Genomic DNA, 20,193 nt, shown 5'->3' on the forward strand with positions numbered 1-20,193 from the left:
GTGACGTGAGGGTCAATTCGGTGTCAGGCGCCTGTCAGGCTGGGACGGGTATGGTTCGCTCGGCGTCCCCCCCCGAAGGGGGGCAGGGCCGGATACCGCAAACATGTGGTGTCCGGCCGGGAGTGCCACGCTTAATATGAAACTGTTTCAACTGCGGTCCATCTGGACGGCCGGTTGGAAAGGAGCATGATTTTGGAAACCCTGCGCGTGTCCGGCACGTCCCGCCCCAATGCCATCGCCGGTGCTATCGCCGCTCTACTGCGTTCGCAGGGGCAGGTCGAGATCCAGGCGATCGGTCCGGCGGCCGTGAATCAGGCGGTCAAGGCCCTCGCCATTGCCCGTGGATACCTGGTGGGCGACCACCTGGACCTCTACACTCAGCCTGAATTCGTCAAGCTGGACGTTCATGACGAGGAACGCACCGCAGTGCGCTTCTTCGTGCAGGGCATCCCGGCACCCACAGCCCCGCAGGGCTGAGGACTGCCAGTTCTGGAGGGGCGCGCCATGCGGGGGACCGTGGGCGCGCTCTTTCCGGTGGTTCTCGGGTCAAGACAGCCAGAGGGGAGTCTCATAAAATCTGAGTCTGACTCGCTAAGATATGAGGCAGGAGGCAGTCTGACATGGAATTCCTCGGCCCCTACACCCCGCTGATCCTGCTGATCCTGATCGCGTCCTTCGTGATCCAGGGCTCCCTGACCCGCACCTACCGCCGCTGGAGTGGGGTGCGCAACCCCCGCAACCTGACCGGTGAGCAGGTGGCCCGGATGATGCTCGACGCCAACGGCCTGAACCACATACCCGTGAACGCCGTCCCCGGCAGCCTCAGCGACCACTACGACCCCATGCGCAAGACCGTGAACCTCAGCGAGGGCGTGTACGGCGTCCCCAGCGTCGCCGCGATGGCCGTCGCCGCGCACGAGGTCGGGCACGCCATCCAGGACCGCGTGCGCATGCCCGCCCTGGTCGCCCGGGGCCGCCTGGCCGTCCCGCTGAGCCTCGGCATGAACCTCGCGCCGCTGCTCGTCATGGCGGGCATCTTCCTGCAACTGACCGGCCTGCTGTGGCTGGGCGTGGTCCTGTTCGGCGCCGCGCTGCTCTTCCACCTGATCACCCTGCCCGTGGAATTCGACGCCAGCCGCCGCGCCCTGGCCTACCTGAACCAGACCGGCCTGAGCGGCAGCCCCGAAGCGAAGGGCGGCGCCCGCAGCGTCCTGACCGCCGCCGCGCTGACCTACGTCGCGGGCTTCGCCATGGCCCTGGCGCAGTTCCTGAACATCTTCAGCATCGCCCGCAACAGCGACTGACCGCCCACGGAAAACCGCCCCGGCCTTGCGCTGGGGCGGTTTGCTTGCACTGCGTCATACGGATTCCGTCTGTTTCGTTCACAACCCGGAACATCACCGGGTTGTAAACTCCACGCCCGGAACCCGTTTTGCTCCTGCTCGCATCCGCTCGGGTTGAAAGGTTTGCAAACCTTTCAACCGGAGTCCGTCTCAGACGTTGAAGCCGAACATGCGCATCTGACGCTTGCCGTCCTCGGTCATCTTGTCCGGACCCCATGGCGGCGTCCACACGAACTCCACGTTCACCTCGCTGACGCCGTCCAGGCGGCCCACGGCGAGTTCCGCGTCGCTGCGGATCAGGTCCTGCACCGGGCAGCCCACGCTCGTCAGGGTCATGGTGATGTCCACCAGACCGGACGCCTGGATGTCCACGCCGTAGATCAGGCCGAGGTCCACCACGTTCACCGGGATTTCCGGGTCCTTCACGACCTTCAGGGCCTCCAGCACCTGCGCCTCGCTGGGCAGGCCCGCCGGGGTCGGCGCGTTCTCGGGCGCGGTCATCAGTTCCCGCCCTGCACGCTGGGCAGGCCGTCCTGCACCCAGGCCATCGTGCCGCCCTCGAGGTTCACGACCGAATCGTACCCCTGCGCCTTCAGGAACTCGCCCGCGCGGGCGCTGCGCGCGCCACTGCGGCAGATCATGACCAGTTCACGGTCCTTCGGGAGTTCCGCGTAGCGGGTCTCGAACTCGCTCAGGGGGATCAGCTGGGCACCCTCGGCGTGCACCTCGTCGAATTCGTTCTGTTCGCGGACGTCCACGAGCAGCGCGCCCTGCTGCACGCGGCGCAGTCCTTCCTGTGGGGTGACATCTTCCATGCGGCCCAGCATACCCGAGCGCACGGGTCGGAATGTGCCGCGTGCGCGTATCCTGCGCGCATGACCCTGCCCGAAGGTGCCACCGTCATCGACCTGCGCCCTGAGGACCTGCGCGCCGCCGAACCCCTAGCCGGGCTGACCGCGCTTCCCGTGCGGGCCGTGAGCCTCCAGGCCATCGAGGACGGCGCGCACGGCCTCACCCCGGACCTGGGGCCGCTGGTCGTGATCTGCGAGCGGGGCGTGCGCTCCGGGCTGGCCGCCCGCTACCTGACGGCGGACGGGCTGGACGCGCGGGCATACCCCGGCGGCGTACCCGCGCTGAGAGGCGTGGTGAACGGCAACTGACCGGGCGGGGACGCCTCTCACGCCGGGGGGCTCTAGACTGACCGGCATGAGTGCCCTGCCCCCCGGTTTCATCTCGACCCGTGACGTGCTCGACGAGCGCCTGAGCGGCGCGGACGTCCGCCGTCTGGAACTGAAGTACGGCAACGAGGAACTCCTGTACGGCCTGGACGTGCTGGGCCTCGCCGGGCCGTTCTCCCGCGTGACCCCCTGGGAACTGGAGGACGAGCGCGGCGTGCGCCGCATCAACGCCAGCGGGTACGCTGCCACGCCCTTCGGCGAGATGCCGCCCGCCATCACGGAGTTCATGCACGAGTTCCTGCGGAAGAACCGTGCGATGGGCCTGCCGCAGCAGTCCACCGGCCCCTGGCGCGCCGCCCTTCAGGCGAACCTCGTGGGGCTGCTCGCGCGGGAACTGCCCAGCCACGCGGACAGTCAGGTGTTCTTCTGCTCCAGCGGCACCGAGGCCATCGAGGGCGCCCTGAAGTTCGCCAAGGCGTGGCGCCCGAAGGCGAAGTACCAGATCTCGTTCGCCAGCGGGTACCACGGCAAGACGCTCGGCAGCCTGAGCCTCACGCCGAACCCCGAGTACCAGGACATCTTCCGGCCTCTCGTGCCCGGCGCGCTGACCAGCCCGTACGGGGACCTGGATGCCCTGACCCGCCTGATCCGCCGGGTCGGCGCGGACAACGTGACCTGTGTGGTCGTGGAACCCATCCAGGGCGAGGGCGGCGTGAACATTCCCCCCGCCGGGTTCCTGCGCGGCGTGGGCGAACTGTGCCGGAAGTACGGCATTCCCGTCATCGCGGACGAGATCCAGACCGGGCTGGGCCGCACCGGGCACTGGTTCGAGTCCGCCGCGCAGGGCCTCGACGCGGACATCGTCACGCTCGCCAAGCCGCTGGGCGGCGGCATGACGGCCGTGGGCGCCACCATCGTCCGCGCGCCCATCTACAAGAAGATGCTGGGCGGCCTGAGCAGCAAACGCCACAGCAACACCTTCGGCGGCGGCGCGCTCGCCATGGCGGTCGGCCTCAAGAGCCTGGAGTACCTGATCGAGAACGACCTTCCGGCCCGCAGCGCCGCGCTGGGCGCCGAGGGCCTCGCGCGGCTCCAGGCGGTCCAGAAGCGCTTCCCGAACCTGCTGGAGGCCGTGCGCGGCCAGGGCATGCTGTTCGCGCTGCAGTTCCGGCCCATGGTGGGGGTGCCGCTGCCCGGCGCGCTGAAGGAACTCGTGTTCGAGGCGACCGCCATCCTCGCGCTGCGCGAACTGCACCAGGGGGGCGTCATGGCCAACCTGTCCCTGAGCAGCAAACGCACCGTGCGCCTGACGCCCGCGCTGGACATGCCGCACGACGTGTTCACCACGATGTTCGACCGGGTGGAGGCGTTCGCGCAGACGCACCCCGGCGCCCGCCACCTCCTGACGAGCACGCCCCCGCAGGTCACCGCGCGCCTCGCGGCGTTCGCGGCCAGCAAACCCAAGAAACGCACCCCCAGCGACGGGTGAACCCGGATCGGCCCTGACCGGGCATAGGCCAGTGTGCCGTCGACGGCGTGCAGGCGCGGGTGTACGCTGGACGCATGATCGATCTGGGGCCACTGGCCTGGATGGTGCACGTCGCGGCGGCCTTCGCCATCGCGTTCTTCGCGCAGTCGGTGTTCAGCCCGAAGGGCCGCGAGGCGCGCGTCGTGATCCGTGCCATGATTCCCGTCGTGATCCTGACCCTGCTGGGCGCCGGGTGGCTGCCGCATCCGGTCGCGGGCATGTTGATCGGATACTTCGGCTCGCGGGCGTTCGGGCCGTGGGGCTCGGCGCGCGGCGGCCTGCTTGCGGCCGTGATCGCGGCGGTCGTCCTGATGCAGCTGGGCGCGTCGTGGCTGCTGTTCCCGCTGTTCTTCATGGGGCTGGGCTGGCTCGCGTCGGGCGGCCCGGCGCGGGGTCGCCGCCGCGCGCCGAAGGTACAGGCGGAAGTGGCCGAGCTGCCGGCGCAGGCGACGGGCACGCCGTTGCCTGTGGCTGCCCCGTCCGCGGCCGAGGGACCGCTGGCGCCCTTCCTGGCCGACGCGCGGCTGCCCGCCCAGGCACGGGCGCAGCTCGTCGCGTTGAACCTCCGCACGCAGGAGGCGCTGTCGCTGCTGAAGGATCAGGGCCTGGAGGGCACCGAGGGGTTCTTCGTGGCCCGCGCGATCCGCGAGGAGTACGCGCCGGAGGCCGTGCAGGCGTACCTGAAGCTGCCCCGCTCGCTGGCGGACACCGGCGTGATTCAGGACGGCAAGACCGGCGCGGCCCTGCTGTCCGAGCAGCTGGAGTTGCTGCTGGACGGCGTGCAGGACATCATTGCGGGGTCGCTCCAGTCGGGTGGGCAGGCGCTGCTCACGCACGGGCGGTTCCTGCGCGAGCGCTTCGCGAAGGCCGAGCAGGACCTGCGCGTCCCGGTGATGATCCCGGCGGCCGACAAGGTGAAGTGACTCCGGCCGCCGTTACGTGCTGGGCGTAACGCGGTATGCTGGGGGGCGATGTCCGCGCCCGCTTCCCACCCTGCCACTCCTGACGCTGCCACCCTGGCCCCCGCCCTCGACCTCCTGAAACGCGTGTGGGGCTACGACGCCTTCCGGGGCGTGCAGGCGCAGATCGTCTCCACCGTCGCGGGGGGCGGCAACGCCATGGTCCTCATGCCGACCGGCGGCGGCAAGAGCCTGTGCTACCAGGTGCCCAGCCTGCTGCGCCCCGGCGTGGGCATCATCGTGTCCCCCCTGATTGCGCTGATGAAGGACCAGGTGGATACCCTGCGCGGCCTGGGCGTGCGCGCCGCGTACCTGAACTCCACCCTGTCCCTGGACGGCGTGCGCGAGGTCGAGGCGGCCCTGCTGAGCGGCGAACTGGACCTGCTGTACGCCGCGCCGGAACGCCTGCTGCTGCCCCGCACGCTGGACCTGCTCGAACGCGCCCCGGTGGCCCTGTTCGCCGTGGACGAGGCGCACTGCGTGTCCCAGTGGGGGCACGATTTCCGGCCCGAGTACCAGGGCCTGAGCGTCCTGCCCGACCGCTTCCCCAACGTGCCGCGCATGGCCCTGACCGCCACCGCCGACGACCGCACCCGCGCCGACATCCTGCGCGTGCTGGATCTGGGCGCCGCGCCGCAGTTCGTGTCGTCCTTCGACCGCCCGAATATCCAGTACCGGGTGGGGCAGAAGGACAGTCCCAAGACCCAACTGCTGGAGTTCATCCGCGCCGAGCACGCCGGGGACGCCGGGATCGTGTACTGCCTGTCGCGCAAGTCCGTCGAGGAGACCGCGAAGTGGCTCCAGGCGCAGGGCGTGGACGCCGTCGCGTACCACGCCGGCCTCCCGCCGCGCGAACGCACCCACGCGCAGGACCGCTTCCTGAACGAGGAAGGACTGGTTGTCGTCGCCACTGTTGCCTTCGGGATGGGCATCGACAAACCCAATGTGCGCTTCGTGGCGCACCTGGACCTCCCCAAGAGCATGGAAGGCTACTATCAGGAGACCGGCCGCGCCGGACGCGACGGGCTGCCCAGCACCGCCTGGATGGTGTACGGCCTCAGTGACGTCGTGAACGTGCGGCGCATGCTCGCCTCCAGCGACGCGCCCGAGGAGGTCAAGCGCGTGGAGGCCGGGAAGCTCGACGCCCTGCTGACCTACTGCGAGACGGCCGCCTGCCGCCGCGAGGTCCTCCTGGCGTACTTCGGGGAAGCGTACCAGGGCCCCTGCGGCAACTGCGACACCTGCCTGAACCCCCCGCAGGTGCGCGACATGACCCGCGAGGCCCAGATGGCCCTCTCGGCGGCGATCCGCACCGGGAACCGCTTCGGCGCGGCGCACCTGACCGACGTGCTGCTGGGCCGCGCCACCGAGAAGGTCGTCAGCATGAACCACCACACCCTTCCCACCTTCGGGGTCGGCACGGCGCACGACGAGAAGACGTGGCGGGGCGTGCTGCGCCAGCTCGTCAGCCTGGGTTTCCTGGCCGCCGGGGAACACCACGGCCTGAGCGCCACCGGCAAGGCCCGCACCCTCCTGAAGGGCGAGACCACCCTGACCCTGCGCGCTGACACCCTCATGCCCCACGCGGCGGGCCGCCGGGCCGGGAAGCAACCCCGCGCGGGCCGCGCACCGGTCGCGGAAGCCGACCAGCCGCTGTTCGAGGCGCTGCGCGCGTGGCGCCTGGACCGCGCCCGCAGCCTGGGCGTCCCCCCGTACGTGATCTTCACCGACGCCACCCTCAAGGGCGTCACCGACCTGAAACCCACCAGCCACGCCAGCCTGGGCACCGTCAGCGGCGTCGGGCAGCGCAAACTCGCGGACTTCGGGGACGAGGTCGTGCAGATCGTCCGCGATCACCTGAGCGGGCACCCTGACCCGGCCCCCCGCCCCGCCACGCCCCAGGAACGCGGCGCACGCGAGAACGCCGCCGTGCTGGGCGCCCTGCGCCCCCGGCCGCAGACCACCCCGGTCGCCGCGCCCCTGCTGGGCCAGCCCACGCCACAGGCGACTCAACTTGAGGGTGCCCAGCCCAACTCAGCTCAGCCTGACTCCATGCAGGCCGAACGGGTCGCCGCCGCCCTGCGCGAGGTCCGCCGCACCATCACCCAGGAGACCGGCCTGAGTGCCTTCCTGATCTTCCCGAACGCCGCCCTGGACGCCCTCGCGCAGCGCCAGCCCCGCACGGAAGCCGACCTGCACGGCATTCCCGGCTTCGGCCCCAAACGCATCGAAACGTACGGCGAACGCGTCCTGACCACCATCCGCGAGACCCTGGACCGCTGACGCCCGGCCACGACCCTCCTCACCTCCGAACCCGGCCAGGGGCGAGCGGGGAGCTACGGCCAGGCCCGCCGCCATCCCGACGCGGTGCCCGGATTAGATGGAGTCCGGCTCAGTCGCGCGCGTGCCGTTCGACGAACGCGGCGCGGGACATCACGGCGAGTTTCGGCGTGTGGCGTTTCTGCGGATCGGACACGCCGTACGCGCGGCGGATCACGCGGGACCACCACGTCAGGCGCCGCTCGTGCGCGGGCGGGAGGTCCACCACTGTGAAGCCGTACAGGCCCAGCACGTCCGAGAAGATGCTGATGCTGAACACCGCGCCGAACGTGTTCAGGTCCGGGTCGTCCCGCAGGGCCCGCGCGAGGTCCCGCACGGACGCCGTCACGATGCGCCGCCCGGCGACGGGCCGCTCGGCGAGTTCGGTCAGGCGGGCGCTGTCGAGGTGGAACTCGATCAGCCGCTCGCCGCGCCGCACGGTGCCCCCCTCGCGCAGCGGTTGATCCGCCAGCGGGTACGGGGCCGTACCGGCCCGGAACAGGCTGCTGGCGCGGTTCCCGACGCGGCGGATGCGGCCCAGCCGGTCGTACCAGACGTCCACCTCCTGCAGGGCGGTGGCGGGAAGGTCGCGGGGACGTTCCGGGCGCAGGCCGCGCAGGGCGCGCAGCGGCAGCACCTCGAACTCCCGCGCGCGCAGGTCCGCCAGCAGCGCCGGCAGCTGCGCGGCCAGCCGGTCGTCGGTGCCCGGCAGGTGCAGCAGCGCGCCGGGCCGGACGCCCGACAGGCTCCCGTCCGGGCCCGCGTGGCCCTGCCCGGCGATGACCGGCGCGCCCGCCAGGAACCCCGCCAGCCAGCCCGTCAGCGTGGGGCGCGCGCCTACGCTGAGCCCGGCGGGATCCTGGCCCAGCACGCTCCGCAGGGCCGCTGTCGCCTGCCGCGCCGCTCCCCACGCCCAGGGGTGGCGCGGCAGGCGGGCGGTCACGTCATGCCCCTGCGCCTGCACGGCCCGCACGAGGTCCGGGTGCCGGCGGGCCGCCGCGCCGTTCAGCGCGAAGGTCGCCTGGACGCCCGCCTCACCCAGCGCCGCCAGCAGGGCCGGCGTGACCTGCGGGTGCGGGCCGCCCTCGAAGATCAGGCCCAGGCCCGGCTGCGCGGACCGCGCGCGGCGCAGCGCCCCCAGGCCCGCCCAGCGCCACCCCCACGCAGCCAGCAGCGTGGCAGGCAGCAGCAGGACGCGGCGTCTCACGTGGCCGCCCGGCGGGGTGCCCGCGTGACCGCCGGATTCGTCTGGCCGCCGCGCCAGGGCGTGTTCTCCGGCTGGACCGGTCCTCGACTCGCTACACGCTGGTTCACCCGGTCACTCTAGCGGGCGCGGTCCCAAACATACGGCTTCCGTCCTGCTTCTTCTCTGCGGGGCTGCTCTGCGAGTCGCGTCCGCTTGCATTAAACGGTTTGCGCACATCATCCAGTCGGAGTCCGTATCACGGCATGAGCGGCAGCAGGTCCTGCCACAGCGCCAGCCGCCGGGCCTCACCGCCCGCCGAGCGGGTCAGGCCGTCCAGGGTGAGGTGCGTGACCTGCGGCTGTTCGGGCGTCCACGCTGTCCAGTCCGCGCCGGGGTGTCCGTGGTGCACGAAGTGCGCCCAGCTGTCCTGCATGGCGCGCGCCAGCCGGGCGCGCCGCGCGCGGTCGCCGCCCCTGATGACGTCCGACGACAGGCCCATCGGGCGGGGCCACAGGAACAGCAGCTCCAGGCCGTGCGCGGCGCCCAGGTCGAAGAACCGCGTGCCCCAGTCGAAGCGGTACCGGAACGAGGGGGCCGGGTGCGCGCGCAGCAGCGCGTCGTTCGGCGCGTGGAAGAACAGGTCGGTGCCCAGCGCCACCAGCCCGTCCGGGTCGTCCGGGTACCCGGCCAGGATCGCCCGGGCGCGCGCGTCGCCCGCCGCGCCGGTCAGGACGCGGGTCAGGAGCGCGCGGTCGGTGCGGGGGAACACCCGGTCCGGGAGTTTCACGAACAGGGCGTACTCGTCGCGGTTCGCGCCCGCCAGCAGCGGCACGGGCGCAGCCGGTCGGGCCAGCAGCTCGGACACGCTGCCGGGCAGGACCGCGCCGTCCAGCGTGGGGCGGGAGTTCAGCTGCCGGGGCCGCACGCGTTCCAGCGTGTGCAGGCTGCGCACGAACGCCGATGCGGGCAGCGTCCACAGGCGGTCACGGGTGGCCGCCTTCACACCCAGCGCCCGGGCGTACGCGGCGGCCAGCTCCACGCTGTTCTCCCGGGTGGACAGCTGGTTGACCCCACCGCTCTGCGCGGCCGCGCCCGCGAACAGGCCGCGTGCCGTCGGGTCGCGCAGCAGCAGGTTCACCGTCACAGCACCCGCCGATTCCCCCGCGACCGTCACGCGGGCCGGGTCACCCCCGAACGCCGGGACGTTGCGGGACACCCACGCCAGCGCCGCACGCTGATCCAGGTACCCGGCGTTCACGGCGAACTGATCATCCCCGAACAGCCCCGCGAAATCCGCGTAGCCCAGCGGGCCTAGCCGAGAATTCACGGTCACGACCACCACGCCCCGGTGCGCGGCGTACTCGCGCCCGTCGTACAGCCGACCGCTGCCCGCGCGGTACGCCCCCCCGTGGAACCACACGAGGACCGGGTGCGGTCCGGGCGTGGCCGGAGCCCAGACGTTCAGCACCAAGCTGCCCTCCACCGACGGGCGCAGCGTCACGGATGGGTCCAGCGGTTGCAGCATGTCCGGCGCGAACTGCGTGGCGTTCCGCACGCCCGTCCAGCCCGGGTGCGGCTGCGGCGCCCGGAACCGGCCCGCGCCGGAAGCAGGCGCCGCGTACGGCACGCCCAGCCACGCCAGCGCCACCTCGCCGTGCACGAGCAGCGCGCGGCCCTGCACCCGCCCGGACTCGGTCATGCGGATCAAGTGCCTAGCCACCACGTCGCCTACACACTGAGCTGCACGATCAGGCGCTCCAGCGCCACCCCGGCATCCAGGCCGCGTTTCATGGCCAGATCCGCGTCCAGGATGCGGCCCAGGTGCGTGCGGATCTTCGCCTCGTTCAGGCGCCGGGCCACCTCCAGCGCCTTCTTGGCCGGGTACGGCTTGACGCCCAGCCGCTGCGCCGCGACCTGCTCGGTAATGCGCCCGCCCTCCTGCTGCAGGGCCACGCAGCGCGCCACCAGCGAGTACTGCCACACGACCGCGCCCATCAGCTTGAACGGGTCCTCGCCGCTGGCGAGCAGGCGCCGCAGCTGCGTGACCGCCTCCCCGGGGCGGCCCGTGGTGGCCGCGCCCAGCATCGCGAAGCTGTCGCCCGGCGGCTCCCGGCCCACCACGCGCTGCACGGCCTCCCGCGTGAACGGCCCGTCCAGCAGCGCCAGCTTGTTCAGCTCCCCGGCGATGCCCGCCAGATCCGCCCCGAAGACCTCCGCGAGATACAGGCTGGCCTCCCGGTCCAGCGGCAGTTTCGCCTTCTTCGCCCGCGTGGTCACCCACCCCGCCACGTCCCCGGTCTTGGCGGGGGCGGGGGACGGGACGACCTCGCCGCGGCCCTCGTACACCTTCAGGCGGGTGGTGGGCGGCGACTCGTCGAGCACCGCGACCGTCACTGCTGCACCTGAGAGCAGCTCCAGCAGCGCCTTGTCGGGCTTTACGCCTTCCAGGTCCACGATCACGCCGCCGTCCCCGAACAGCCCCGGGCTGAGGTGCGGGCCCAGCGCGTCCGCGGTGACGTCCTCGCCCGCCACGCGCGGCAGCGAGCGGGCGTCCAGCCCCCGGGCGCGCAGCGTGTCGCGCAGCGTCTCGTCGGCCAGGAAGCGGTTCCCGGTGAACGCGATCAGCGGCATTCGCCCGCCCAGTCCTCCAGGTCCGGCAGGGCCGGGAGGCCCAGCGCGCCGCGCGCGTCACTCAGGTCCGTGTACAGCGCCGTGGCGCTCGCGGGCCGCTGTGTCCGGTCCCGCGTCAGGCAGCGCGTCAGGAGGCCGTGCAGCGCCTCCGGGCCGGGCAGCGGCGCGCGCAGGTCACTCAGGCCCGCCAGCCACCCGAACGCGTCCTCGAAGGGCGGTTCGCCCGCCAGGCAGTCGAACAGCAGCACGCCCAGCGAGTACAGGTCGCTTCTCGGGTCGCCCCGCACGCCCAGGAACTGCTCGGGTGCCATGAAGTGCGGGGTGCCCATGCGCGTCCCGCTGTGGATGTCCAGCGGCAGCTTCACCGAGTGGCTCATGCCGAAGTCGATCACGCGAACCGCGTCGAACGCTGCGCGGCCCCCGTCGAGCATCACGTTCTCGGGTTTGAGGTCGTGGTGCGTCACGCCGCACGCGTGCAGCGCCGTCACGGCGGCCAGCACCCCCCCGGCGACCAGCGTGGCCTCGTCCGCACCGAGTGGCCCCCCGTCGAGCCGTTCGCGCAGCGTCACGCCCCCGATCAGCGGAAACAGCAGGGCGTCGCGCGCCACGGCAAGCGGCGATACCACCAGCGGGTGCCGGACGCTGGCGGCCACGCTGCCCTCGTGCTCGAACCGGGCGCGGGTGTCAGGATCGTCGAAGACCAGCGTCTTGGCGAACACTGCCCGGCCCGCCCAGCACGCCGACTCGCAGCGCACCCCCGCCCGCTCGCTGAGGGTCACCCGGTCCGTCAATGCCCCCTGGGCGTTCAGAGCCTGCGCGTCATTCACTGCCGTTAAGTCTTTCACATTCCCCCCGCGAGAATGGAGGCACCTGAACACTCTGCCCCGCACTCCGGCCCGCCCGGCGACCCGGCGGCCATCACCGGCGCTCCAGCGTGCGGTAGAACGCCGCGACCTGCCGCGCCACGTCCGGCGTGAAACGGTTCCCGCCCAGGTGCCCGCCACTCAGGCGCACCAGTCCGCCCACATCCGGCTCGCCCGCCTCGGCCCACAGCGCCTCGCCGTTGCGATCGAAGGGCACCGTGCGGTCATCGGGACTGCCGAACACCAGCAGCGGACGCGGCCCCCAGGCCCGGGCCAGCCACGCCGGATTCAGGTCCTCCGGCGGGTCAGCCAGTCCGTACGCCGCCCCGATCTCCTCACGGCGCGACAGGGCCGAGCCCCACGCGAGGCGCAGGTCCACCCACCCGTCGATCAGCGCCACGCCCTCAACCGGGTACGGCGCACCCGGCAGCGCCGAACGCAGCGCCATCAGGCCGCCCATGCTCAGGCCCAGCGCGTACGTGCGCCCCGACCACCTGAAGAGGTCAGTCGCCTGCGCATGCACCTGCCCCAGCGCCGCCAGCCCCGCCGGGCTGCCCCAGCTGGCCGGGCCGCCGTCCCCGGAGAGCAGCACCGCGAACCCAGCGTGAATCAGCGCCGAGGTCAGCACCGACGCGCTGGTACTGTCGCGCAGGTGCGCCGCCGACTGCCCGCGTGGGTGCGACACGACCACCAGCGCGCACGCCTGCACGCACGATTTCGGCACGCGCAGCAGTGACAGCGCCTCGCCGCTTCCGACCGGCACCCACACACCGGAGGGCACCGCCGCGTGGTGCAGCGTCTGCGGGCCAGCGTGACCGGTCACCTGCGGGACCATCACCATGGCCTGCGCACCTGAACAGACCAACCCTGCCACCACTGCCGCCGCCCGCACATGCCTCACAGCGCGGCACTGTAGCGCCCGCAGGCCCCACGCGGCTGAGAACGCCCTCACCGGCCGAACAGCCACGTGCTCAGGCGGGTGTGCAGCAGCGCCCGGCCCAGCAGCGCCGGGATGCCCAGCGCGAGCAGGAAGTACCCCAGCATGGTCAGCGCCACCTGCCACGGCGTGCCGTCGGGCGCGTCCCAGCGTTCCAGCGCCTGCAGCAGCGCCGGGTGGATCAGGTACACCTGCAGGCTGACGGTGCCCAGCAGCGCCACGGTCAGGCGCACCGTGGACGCGCTGCGCTGCACCCGGAAGGCCAGCCCCAGCAGTGCCAGCGCCGTCAGGCTGGTGTACAGCCACGACAGGCCCGAGTACACGATGGGCGTGACCCGCTCGCCACGCGCGTAGGCCAGCGCCTCGGGCAGGTACAGGCTGAACGCCAGCGTCAGGACGGGCAGCAGCACCCAGCGCCGCCGCCGCCACCACGCCGGGAACTCGTCCAGTCGCGCGCCGACCGCCACGCCCAGCGTGATGGGCAGCATGTACCACAGCACCGTGCTCGCCGGGAACGGCAGGCGCAGCACCTCGCGGTTCAGGAGGTACAGGCCCAGCTGCAACGCCGCGCCGAAGATCAGCGCCGCCGTGATGCTGGGCTTCCGCCGCGCCAGGGGCAACATGAGGGGCAGCACCACGTAGACCTCCAGCGCCACGAGCAGGAAGTACAGGTGGTAACTGGCCTTGCCGTACAGCAGCCAGTCCCGCCAGCGCGCCGGGTCGGTCAGGGATTCGGGCAGGCGCTGGTCCGTCCACACGTACCACAGGGCGTACAGCACGCTCCAGAGCAGGTACGGCCAGCCGCCGCGCGTCAGGCGACGCCAGAAGTACCGCCCCGGCTCGAAGCGCTTGAGCAGGCTGCGGGTCAGGACCACCGCCGACAGGAACACGAACGCGGGCACCGCGAAGTGCAGCGTGCGGTTCAGGATCAACGTGTACAGGTGCGCCGTCGAGGCCGGGTCGAGGTACCGCAGCATCACCCCGGTCGAGTGGTGCGCGACGACCTCGATGATCGTCAGCCCCCGGAACATGTCGATGGCCGTCAGGTTGCCGCCGGGCGCGGCGGGTGCCCGTGCGGGCGGGGCAGGTGAAGCAGGGTCAGGGTCCGTCACAATCCCCTCACCCTACCCCGCGCCCATCAAGACTGCGTGAACGCCCACCAGCCGCAGGACCGGTCAGGCGCGGCCACGCACCTCGAACCCCGCCGTCTGGAGGATCGCGGCCGCACTCGCCACGTCCTCCGGGGTTTCCAGGCCCAGGCGGATCGCGCCGCCGTCCTCGCGGATCGCCAGCACCTCGATGTCCTTGATGTTCACGCCTGCCGCGCCCAGCGCCTGCGTGACCGCCCCGATCTGGTTCGGCCTGTCCGGCACCGCCACGACCAGATCGTGTCGCTGCGGCAGCAGACTGCGCCGCACGATGGGCAGGCTGTCGCGCGTGCGCTTGCCCTCACGCGCGGCCTCCAGCAGTTCCTCGGGTTCGTCCAGGTCGGCTTCCAGGCGTTCCAGCTGCCGCCGGAAGCGGGTCAGGGCCTCGCGCAGCGCGCCCTTGTTCTCCACGACCATGTCGCGGCTCATGCGGGGGTCGCCGCTCGCCACGCGCGTCAGGTCCCGGAAGCCGCCCGCCGCGAGCAGGCTCAATCGTTCGTCCCGCGCGACCATGTGCGTCAGGGCCAGACTCGCGAGGTACGGCAGGTGACTGATCGTGGCGACCAGCGCGTCGTGCGCGTCCGGTGGCATCACGACCGGCGCCGCCCCCAGTTGCTCCACCAGCGTCCGGGCCTTACTCAGGGCCGTCAGCGGCGTGTGGTCGGTGGGCGTCAGCACCCATACGGCGTTCTCCAGCAGCGCCGCGCGCGCGTGCGTCACGCCGCCCCGTTCACTGCCCGCCATGGGGTGCCCCGCCACGAAGTGCCGCACGCCCAGCCGCTCCATCTCGGCGGCAATGCCGCCCTTCACGCTGCCCACGTCGGTGACCAGCGCCGACGGGTTCAGGAACGGTGCCAGTTCGCGCGCCAGCGGCGCCAGCGCCCGCATCGGCGCGGCCAGCACCACCAGATCCGCGCCGCGAAGCCACTCGCCGCCCCTCGTGTGCACCTCGTCCACGACGCCCAGCGCCTCGGCCTCACGCAACACCTCGGGGCTGGCGTCCAGGCCGATCACGCGCCGCGCCAGCAGCCGCTGCCGCAGCCCCAGCGCGACACTCCCGCCGATCAGCCCCACCCCCGCCACCACGGCGGTCTCGAACAGCGGGCCAGGGGCGGACGGTGAAGCGGCACTCATGACGCGGAGGCTAGCACGCCCCCGTCAGCCCGCCGACCCGCCTGCATAACGTCCCCGGCACACGGACGCCGCGCCACCCACGTTCGCTACGCTGTCCCGGTGCCCGGTCCCGAAGTCCTGCTGTACGGCCTCCCCCTCGCCTTCCTCGCGGGCTTTATCGACGCGGTCGCCGGGGGCGGCGGCACCATCACCCTGCCCACGCTGTTCTTCATGGGCCTGAGCCCCGCGCAGGTCGTCGCCACGAACAAACTCCTGGCGATCTTCGGATCCGGCAGCGCCACCGTGCAGTACTGGCGCAAGGGCCACGTGGACCGCGCCCTCGTCGTGCGCCTGATCCCCCTGGCCCTGCTGGGCAGCGCCATCGGCGCGTCCCTCGTGCGCTTCGTGAACCCCGACGCGTTCCGCACCCTGGTCGGCGTGGTCATCCTGGTCGTCGGTGCCCTCGTGCTGGCGAACAAGTCCTTCGGGCTGGAGGACCGTTACCCCGGCCTCACCGCCCGCACGCTGGCCCTCACCCTGCCCGGCACGTTCATCATCGGCGTGTACGACGGCTTTCTGGGGCCCGGCACCGGCACGTTCGCCATGTTCCTGTTCGCCCTGGCGGGCTTCAACCTCGTGCGCGCCAGTGGGAACGCCCGCACCCTGAACTTCGCCACGAACCTCGGCGCGTTCACGTTCTTCCTGATCGGCGGGCAGATGGTCTGGTGGATCGGCCTGCCCATGGGCCTCGCCAACGCGCTGGGCGCCACGCTGGGCGCGCGCATGGCGATGCTGCGCGGCAGCGCCTTCGTGAAATGGATGTACGGCCTGATCGTCCTGCTCGTCAGCGCCCGGCTGTTCCTGGGCTGACCGCCCCATCCCGCGAGGCCGCCTCCGCCTCGGCCCCCCGCGCGCGGTGCCCGTCGATCTCGCGCTGCAGGAAGAAGTTCAGCAGCGTCCGCAGCGCCGCGATGGCCGCCAGCTTCCCGATGTCGTCCCACGACGGCGCGATCGCCGTGCGCAGGATGTCCGCCGCGAGCGTGAACTCCAGCGCCACCGCCAGCCAGCGGCCCAGTTCCAGCCGCAGCGACTCCTTCTGCGTGTCCGGTTGCGCCGAGGGCCGCACGAACGCCACCAGCGCCCGGATCAGCGCCAGCAGCGCCGCCAGCGCGATGATCAGGGCCGCCGCGACCTCCACCCCGGTCGCCACGACCTCCGTCCAGCCCTTCACCAGCTCCAGCATTCACCCAGCCTGCCACGCCCACCGCAGCCCCGGTGGGGGAGATCAAGAATCGGTGGAGGGTTGCCCCAGCGACCGCACCGCCCGCGTGTACGCCGCCCGCTCGAACACGAACGGCCCGAACCCCTCATACGACCAGAACGGCGTCGGTGTGCGCTGCGGGTTCAGGGGATCGGCCTCTGGCTTTGCCCGGTAGGGCTGCTGGAAGTCGAGCCAGCGAACCGCCTGCCCATCCATCTCGATGCGGGCCAGCAGCGGCCAGCATCCGGGCTCGCCGCACTCACAGATCAGCAAGGTGACCCGGTCACCCTCGGCCTGGAGGCTCCTCCCCTGCGGCTCACCCAGCCACGCCGTCTGAATCTCAGGTGCGCACCAGGCGGGCAGGCCGGCGTAACTGCCCGCCAGGGACCGTTCTCCGGTCGCCTGCGCAGCCACGTCCTCCCAGCGGCGCACGAGTTCCACGAGGGGCGTGCCGTTCACGAGGACCAGCACCGTATCCTCCTCGCCGTCCCACGATTCCCACCTGAGTTCCAGCGTGTCGAAGGTCATGCGGTCAGAGGGTCAGGGCCAGCTCGACCGCTTCGCGCAGGCCGCCCTCGTCCACGTGCGCGACACGGTAGCGGCTGGCGGCGACGGCGGGTGCGTCGGCGTTCCCCATGGCAACCGGGTGCCCCACGACGCGCAGGGCGGTCACATCGTTCTCGCCGTCGCCGACCATCATCACGCGGTCCATGCTCAGGCCGTACTGCGCCGCGACGCGCTGCACCGCCGTACCCTTGCTGACCCCGGCGCGCGTGACGCTGATGAACATCGCGTCCGGCATGACCGGGCTGCCCGCCGGGTGCAGGTCCAGGCCGGGGTGCGGTTCGGCGACGACCGCGCCTTCTTCGGCGCGGGGCACGACCCACTGCGCGCGGACGACCGTGCCGTCCAGGCTCTCCGGCGTCCGGGCCTCGTACGGAACGCCCAGCAGGGCCGCGTGCCGCTCGGCGAGGTCACCGGGTTTCGTGATGGCGAACTCCAGGTCGGTGTAGACCTCCAGCAGCCGGTCGGTCTGCGCGGCGCGGTCGATCAGCAGCTTTAATCCATCCTCGGGAATGGCTTCGGACAGGCTGGCGCCGCTGCCCACGTTCACGATGCTCGCGCCGTTCTGGAAGACGTGCCAGCCGTCCGGGTCAAGCCGCTCGGCGTACGCACGGGCGTTGCCGATGGCGGGGCGGCCACTGCACAGCGCGATCCGCACGCCGCGCGCGCGGGCATCCGCCAGCGCGGCCCACACGTCGTCCCGCACGAGGTTCCCGGTGCCCACCAGGGTGCCGTCCACATCCACACAGATCAGTCCAAGCATCCGGGAATGATAGACCCCGCCTGTCAGGGAGGTGCCGGGTCGTGCAGGTTTCCTTCAGCGGGTGGCGGTCGTGGGGGGCGACCAGACGCCCTCGCGTTCCACGGTGGCGCAGCCGCCCACATGCACCTTCGTGACGCGTTGCCCGTCGAGTTCCAGTTCGACCTCGACCTCGCCCGGCGTGCCCAGCGCGTGCCCCTGGTACACGAGGCCGCACGCGCGGTCACCGCGCACCGGCAGGCGGCCCTGGCTGGCCAGCAGCGCCATCAGGGCGCCGCCCGCGCTGCCGGTCACGGGGTCCTCGGGGATGCCCAGGGCAGGCGCGAAGTCCCGCGCGGCAAAGCGGTTCACGCCCATCGGCGCGTACGCGTAGATGCTGCCCACGCCCAGCGCGTCGCTCAGCGCGTGGACGCGCGTCAGGTCCGGTTCCAGTCCGTCCAGGATCACGGCGTCCAGCAGCGGCACGAACACGCTCCAGAGGCCCGTACTGGCGGCGGCCAGTGGCAGGCCGCGGTGGATCATGCGGTGGTCGATGCCCAGCGCCTCGGCCAGATCGGCGCGCAGCGTGGCGGGCACGGCGCGGTAGGCGGGGGAGGGCTGCCGCATCCACACGCGGCGCGGCACGCCCGCCTCGCTGTGCAGGCGCAGCGGCACGCGGCCCACCAGCGTGTCGAGGTGGAGGTCCTGCCCGTCGGGCCACTGCCCGGCCTGCGCCAGCGTGAACCCCAGGGCGATGGTGGCGTGCCCGCAGAAGTCCACCTCCTGGGTGGGCGTGAAGTACCGGACGCGCGCGATGGTGCCCTCGCGGCGGGTAATGAACACGGTCTCGGGGGCGCCCAGCAGCTCGGCGAGCGCCTGCATGTCCTGCCGGGAGAGGTGCGCGGCGTCCAGCACCACGCCCGCCCGGTTGCCGTGCCCAGGCGTCTCGGTGAAGGCACTGACCTCGCTGTAGGCGATCATTTCGGCATTTTACCGCACAGAAGATAAAACAAAGGGACAAAAATTTCACGCGTTGATTTAATCGTGAAACTATTCACTTACTATATCTGCTCATTATGAGATTGATCAGCCGAGGCCAGAACGGAGATCGCCGCGCGCCACCTTCCCCAGCGGCGTCCTCGGGAGCGGACCCAGCACCCACCGCACGGGCCTCAGGCGACGCGGCCACTGCGACTGCGCGAAGGCGCGCAGCGCCGCCTCGTCCACGCCACCCTCCACGAACGCCACCGGCCGCTGCCCATACTCCGCGCATGGCACGGGCAGGACCGCGCACGCGACGATCCCCGGCACAGCCAGCAGTGCCGCCTCCAGCTGAGCGGGCCACACGTTCTCCCCGCCGATCACCATCAGGTCGTCCGCGCGCCCCCGCAGAGTCAATCGCCCCGAGGCGTCCAGCACGCCCAGGTCACCAGTCCGGTGCCAGCCCCGGCGCAGCAGCCCGCGCGCCAGGACCCGCCCGTCTGGCGCGACCCGCACGGACACGCCGGGCAGGGGCCGACCCACCGATCCCGGCGCGGCGCGCAGGTCAGCCGGGGTGGCCAGGGTCAGCACGCCCAGTTCCGTGCTGCCGAACGCGTCGAACAGCACGTCCCCCAGCCGCGCGCGGGTCGCGGCCGCCAGCTCCGGCGACAGCGGCGCGGATCCGCTCAGCACCACCCGCAGCCGGGGCGCATTCCCCGGCGCGGCCAGCAGACGGTGAAGGACCGTGGGGACGACCGCCAGCACCTCCGCGCCCTCGGCCTCCAACGTGGTCCAGATCGCTTCCGGTGATGCCCCGGCCCGCAGGTGCAGCGGCGCCCCCACCCCCAGTGCCAGGGCCAGAGTCGCCAGTCCGTGCCCATGCCACAGCGGCAGGGGCAGGACGACCCCCGCGTCCCGGTGTGGCCGCAGCGCGTCCAGCAGCGCCCCCGCGACCCGCAGCGCCGCCACGGGCCGCACGGCCGACCGGACCAGCCGGGCTGCCCCGGAACTCCCAGAGGTCATAAGCACCGGGCGTCCCGCACGCGGCGGCACCCAACCTCCCCGACCGGCCACCGGTGGGGAAGAGGATGGTGGGGGAGACGCCAGCCCCATGTCCACCCGACCCGGCGCGAGCGGCACGACCCGCCAGCCCAGCCGCAGTCCGGCCAGGAGATCCACCACGAGCCCCACCTGCCCGCCTCCACCCTCCAGGCCGACGAGGGTGCTCGGCGGGTGCGCGCCCCGCCACACCCGCACCTGCTCCTGCACCCGCCCCTGTAACTCGGCGTAGGTCAGGCGTTCCGTCCCGTCCGACAGGGCCAGCCGCTCCGGGGCGCGCCACGCCTGCCACGCCACCACGCCCGCCAGGGTCGGGCCCTCGCGTCCCAGGCAACACAGAAGGGACAGGGCGGCGCGCACGGGTCGCTCGCCGAGCGCGCCCGT

General features: G+C 72.1%; 21 protein-coding genes. 7 read left to right on the top strand and 14 right to left on the bottom strand.

Annotation, left to right across the window (positions count from 1 at the left end):
* The first annotated feature begins 192 nt into the window (after positions 1-192).
* Together SY84_RS00725 and SY84_RS00730 are read left to right on the top strand one after the other, a co-directional pair.
* Positions 193-477, top strand: coding sequence for a stage V sporulation protein S (locus SY84_RS00725; RefSeq protein ID WP_046842384.1), 285 nt, complete (start codon positions 193-195; stop codon positions 475-477).
* 143 nt (positions 478-620) lie between these two features.
* Complete coding sequence (locus tag SY84_RS00730; protein ID WP_046842385.1) at positions 621-1,304, top strand: zinc metallopeptidase; 684 nt, start codon at positions 621-623, stop codon at positions 1,302-1,304.
* 189 nt (positions 1,305-1,493) lie between these two features.
* Here the strand turns inward: SY84_RS00730 and SY84_RS00735 are convergent, their stop codons facing one another.
* Positions 1,494-1,844, bottom strand: coding sequence for a metal-sulfur cluster assembly factor (locus SY84_RS00735; RefSeq protein ID WP_046842386.1), 351 nt, complete (start codon positions 1,842-1,844; stop codon positions 1,494-1,496).
* Complete coding sequence (locus SY84_RS00740) at positions 1,844-2,158, bottom strand: rhodanese-like domain-containing protein (protein ID WP_245621368.1); 315 nt, start codon at positions 2,156-2,158, stop codon at positions 1,844-1,846. Before SY84_RS00740 ends, SY84_RS00735 begins: the two co-directional genes overlap by 1 nt.
* Positions 2,159-2,218: 60 nt before the next feature.
* Between SY84_RS00740 and SY84_RS00745 the strand changes: the two genes are divergently transcribed.
* From SY84_RS00745 to recQ, 4 genes are all read left to right on the top strand, one after another.
* Positions 2,219-2,503 (top strand): rhodanese-like domain-containing protein, encoded by a 285-nt coding sequence (locus SY84_RS00745; protein WP_046842388.1) that lies wholly within the window; start codon positions 2,219-2,221, stop codon positions 2,501-2,503.
* A 46-nt stretch (positions 2,504-2,549) separates the two neighbouring features.
* A complete protein-coding gene (locus tag SY84_RS00750; protein WP_046842389.1) occupies positions 2,550-4,010 on the top strand; it encodes an aspartate aminotransferase family protein in 1,461 nt (486 codons plus the stop codon).
* 74 nt (positions 4,011-4,084) lie between these two features.
* A complete protein-coding gene (locus SY84_RS00755) occupies positions 4,085-4,972 on the top strand; it encodes a hypothetical protein (RefSeq protein WP_046842390.1) in 888 nt (295 codons plus the stop codon).
* Positions 4,973-5,020: 48 nt separating this feature from the next.
* Positions 5,021-7,291, top strand: a complete 2,271-nt coding sequence (recQ, locus tag SY84_RS00760; RefSeq protein WP_046842391.1) for a DNA helicase RecQ — start codon at positions 5,021-5,023, stop codon at positions 7,289-7,291.
* Between the two features lie 109 nt (positions 7,292-7,400).
* On the opposite strand, the gene SY84_RS16605 is transcribed toward recQ, so the two are convergent.
* The 7 genes from SY84_RS16605 to SY84_RS00795 all read right to left on the bottom strand — a co-directional run bounded on the left by SY84_RS16605 (position 7,401) and on the right by SY84_RS00795 (position 15,226).
* A complete protein-coding gene (locus SY84_RS16605) occupies positions 7,401-8,534 on the bottom strand; it encodes a YkoP family protein (RefSeq protein ID WP_046842392.1) in 1,134 nt (377 codons plus the stop codon).
* A 235-nt stretch (positions 8,535-8,769) separates the two neighbouring features.
* Entirely contained in the window at positions 8,770-10,212 is a 1,443-nt protein-coding gene (locus SY84_RS00770) for a carboxylesterase/lipase family protein (protein ID WP_052750988.1), read from the bottom strand.
* Positions 10,213-10,241: 29 nt separating this feature from the next.
* On the bottom strand, positions 10,242-11,144 hold the full coding sequence (holA, locus tag SY84_RS00775; protein ID WP_046842393.1) for a DNA polymerase III subunit delta: 903 nt from the start codon (positions 11,142-11,144) through the stop codon (positions 10,242-10,244).
* On the bottom strand, positions 11,135-11,971 hold the full coding sequence (locus tag SY84_RS00780; RefSeq protein ID WP_229755737.1) for a serine/threonine-protein kinase: 837 nt from the start codon (positions 11,969-11,971) through the stop codon (positions 11,135-11,137). The genes holA and SY84_RS00780 overlap by 10 nt, the downstream gene beginning before the upstream one ends.
* Before the next feature lie 91 nt (positions 11,972-12,062).
* Entirely contained in the window at positions 12,063-12,830 is a 768-nt protein-coding gene (locus tag SY84_RS00785) for an alpha/beta hydrolase (protein ID WP_245621369.1), read from the bottom strand.
* A gap of 125 nt (positions 12,831-12,955) precedes the next feature.
* Positions 12,956-14,056 (bottom strand): acyltransferase, encoded by a 1,101-nt coding sequence (locus SY84_RS00790; RefSeq protein ID WP_046842394.1) that lies wholly within the window; start codon positions 14,054-14,056, stop codon positions 12,956-12,958.
* A gap of 63 nt (positions 14,057-14,119) precedes the next feature.
* Positions 14,120-15,226, bottom strand: a complete 1,107-nt coding sequence (locus SY84_RS00795) for a prephenate dehydrogenase (protein WP_046842395.1) — start codon at positions 15,224-15,226, stop codon at positions 14,120-14,122.
* A gap of 99 nt (positions 15,227-15,325) precedes the next feature.
* Between SY84_RS00795 and SY84_RS00800 the strand changes: the two genes are divergently transcribed.
* Positions 15,326-16,075 (top strand): TSUP family transporter, encoded by a 750-nt coding sequence (locus tag SY84_RS00800; protein ID WP_046842396.1) that lies wholly within the window; start codon positions 15,326-15,328, stop codon positions 16,073-16,075.
* Here the strand turns inward: SY84_RS00800 and SY84_RS00805 are convergent.
* From SY84_RS00805 to SY84_RS00825, 5 genes are all read right to left on the bottom strand, one after another.
* Positions 16,050-16,448: a DUF1622 domain-containing protein gene (locus tag SY84_RS00805; protein WP_046842397.1), complete on the bottom strand. Its 399-nt coding sequence runs from the start codon at positions 16,446-16,448 to the stop codon at positions 16,050-16,052. The genes SY84_RS00800 and SY84_RS00805 overlap by 26 nt on opposite strands.
* Before the next feature lie 42 nt (positions 16,449-16,490).
* The gene (locus SY84_RS00810; RefSeq protein WP_046842398.1) at positions 16,491-16,994 is read right to left on the bottom strand and encodes a hypothetical protein; all 504 of its coding nucleotides are present in this window, start codon (positions 16,992-16,994) and stop codon (positions 16,491-16,493) included.
* A 4-nt stretch (positions 16,995-16,998) separates the two neighbouring features.
* Positions 16,999-17,793 carry a Cof-type HAD-IIB family hydrolase gene (locus SY84_RS00815; protein ID WP_046842399.1) on the bottom strand — a complete coding sequence of 265 codons (795 nt, stop codon included), beginning with the start codon at positions 17,791-17,793 and terminating at the stop codon, positions 16,999-17,001.
* Between the two features lie 54 nt (positions 17,794-17,847).
* Complete coding sequence (locus SY84_RS00820) at positions 17,848-18,750, bottom strand: PhzF family phenazine biosynthesis isomerase (RefSeq protein ID WP_046842400.1); 903 nt, start codon at positions 18,748-18,750, stop codon at positions 17,848-17,850.
* 105 nt (positions 18,751-18,855) lie between these two features.
* Positions 18,856-20,169 carry a class I adenylate-forming enzyme family protein gene (locus tag SY84_RS00825; protein WP_162200791.1) on the bottom strand — a complete coding sequence of 438 codons (1,314 nt, stop codon included), beginning with the start codon at positions 20,167-20,169 and terminating at the stop codon, positions 18,856-18,858.
* Positions 20,170-20,193 lie beyond the last annotated feature (24 nt).

The sequence above is a fragment of the Deinococcus soli (ex Cha et al. 2016) genome, assembly GCF_001007995.1.
Classification (GTDB): domain Bacteria; phylum Deinococcota; class Deinococci; order Deinococcales; family Deinococcaceae; genus Deinococcus; species Deinococcus soli.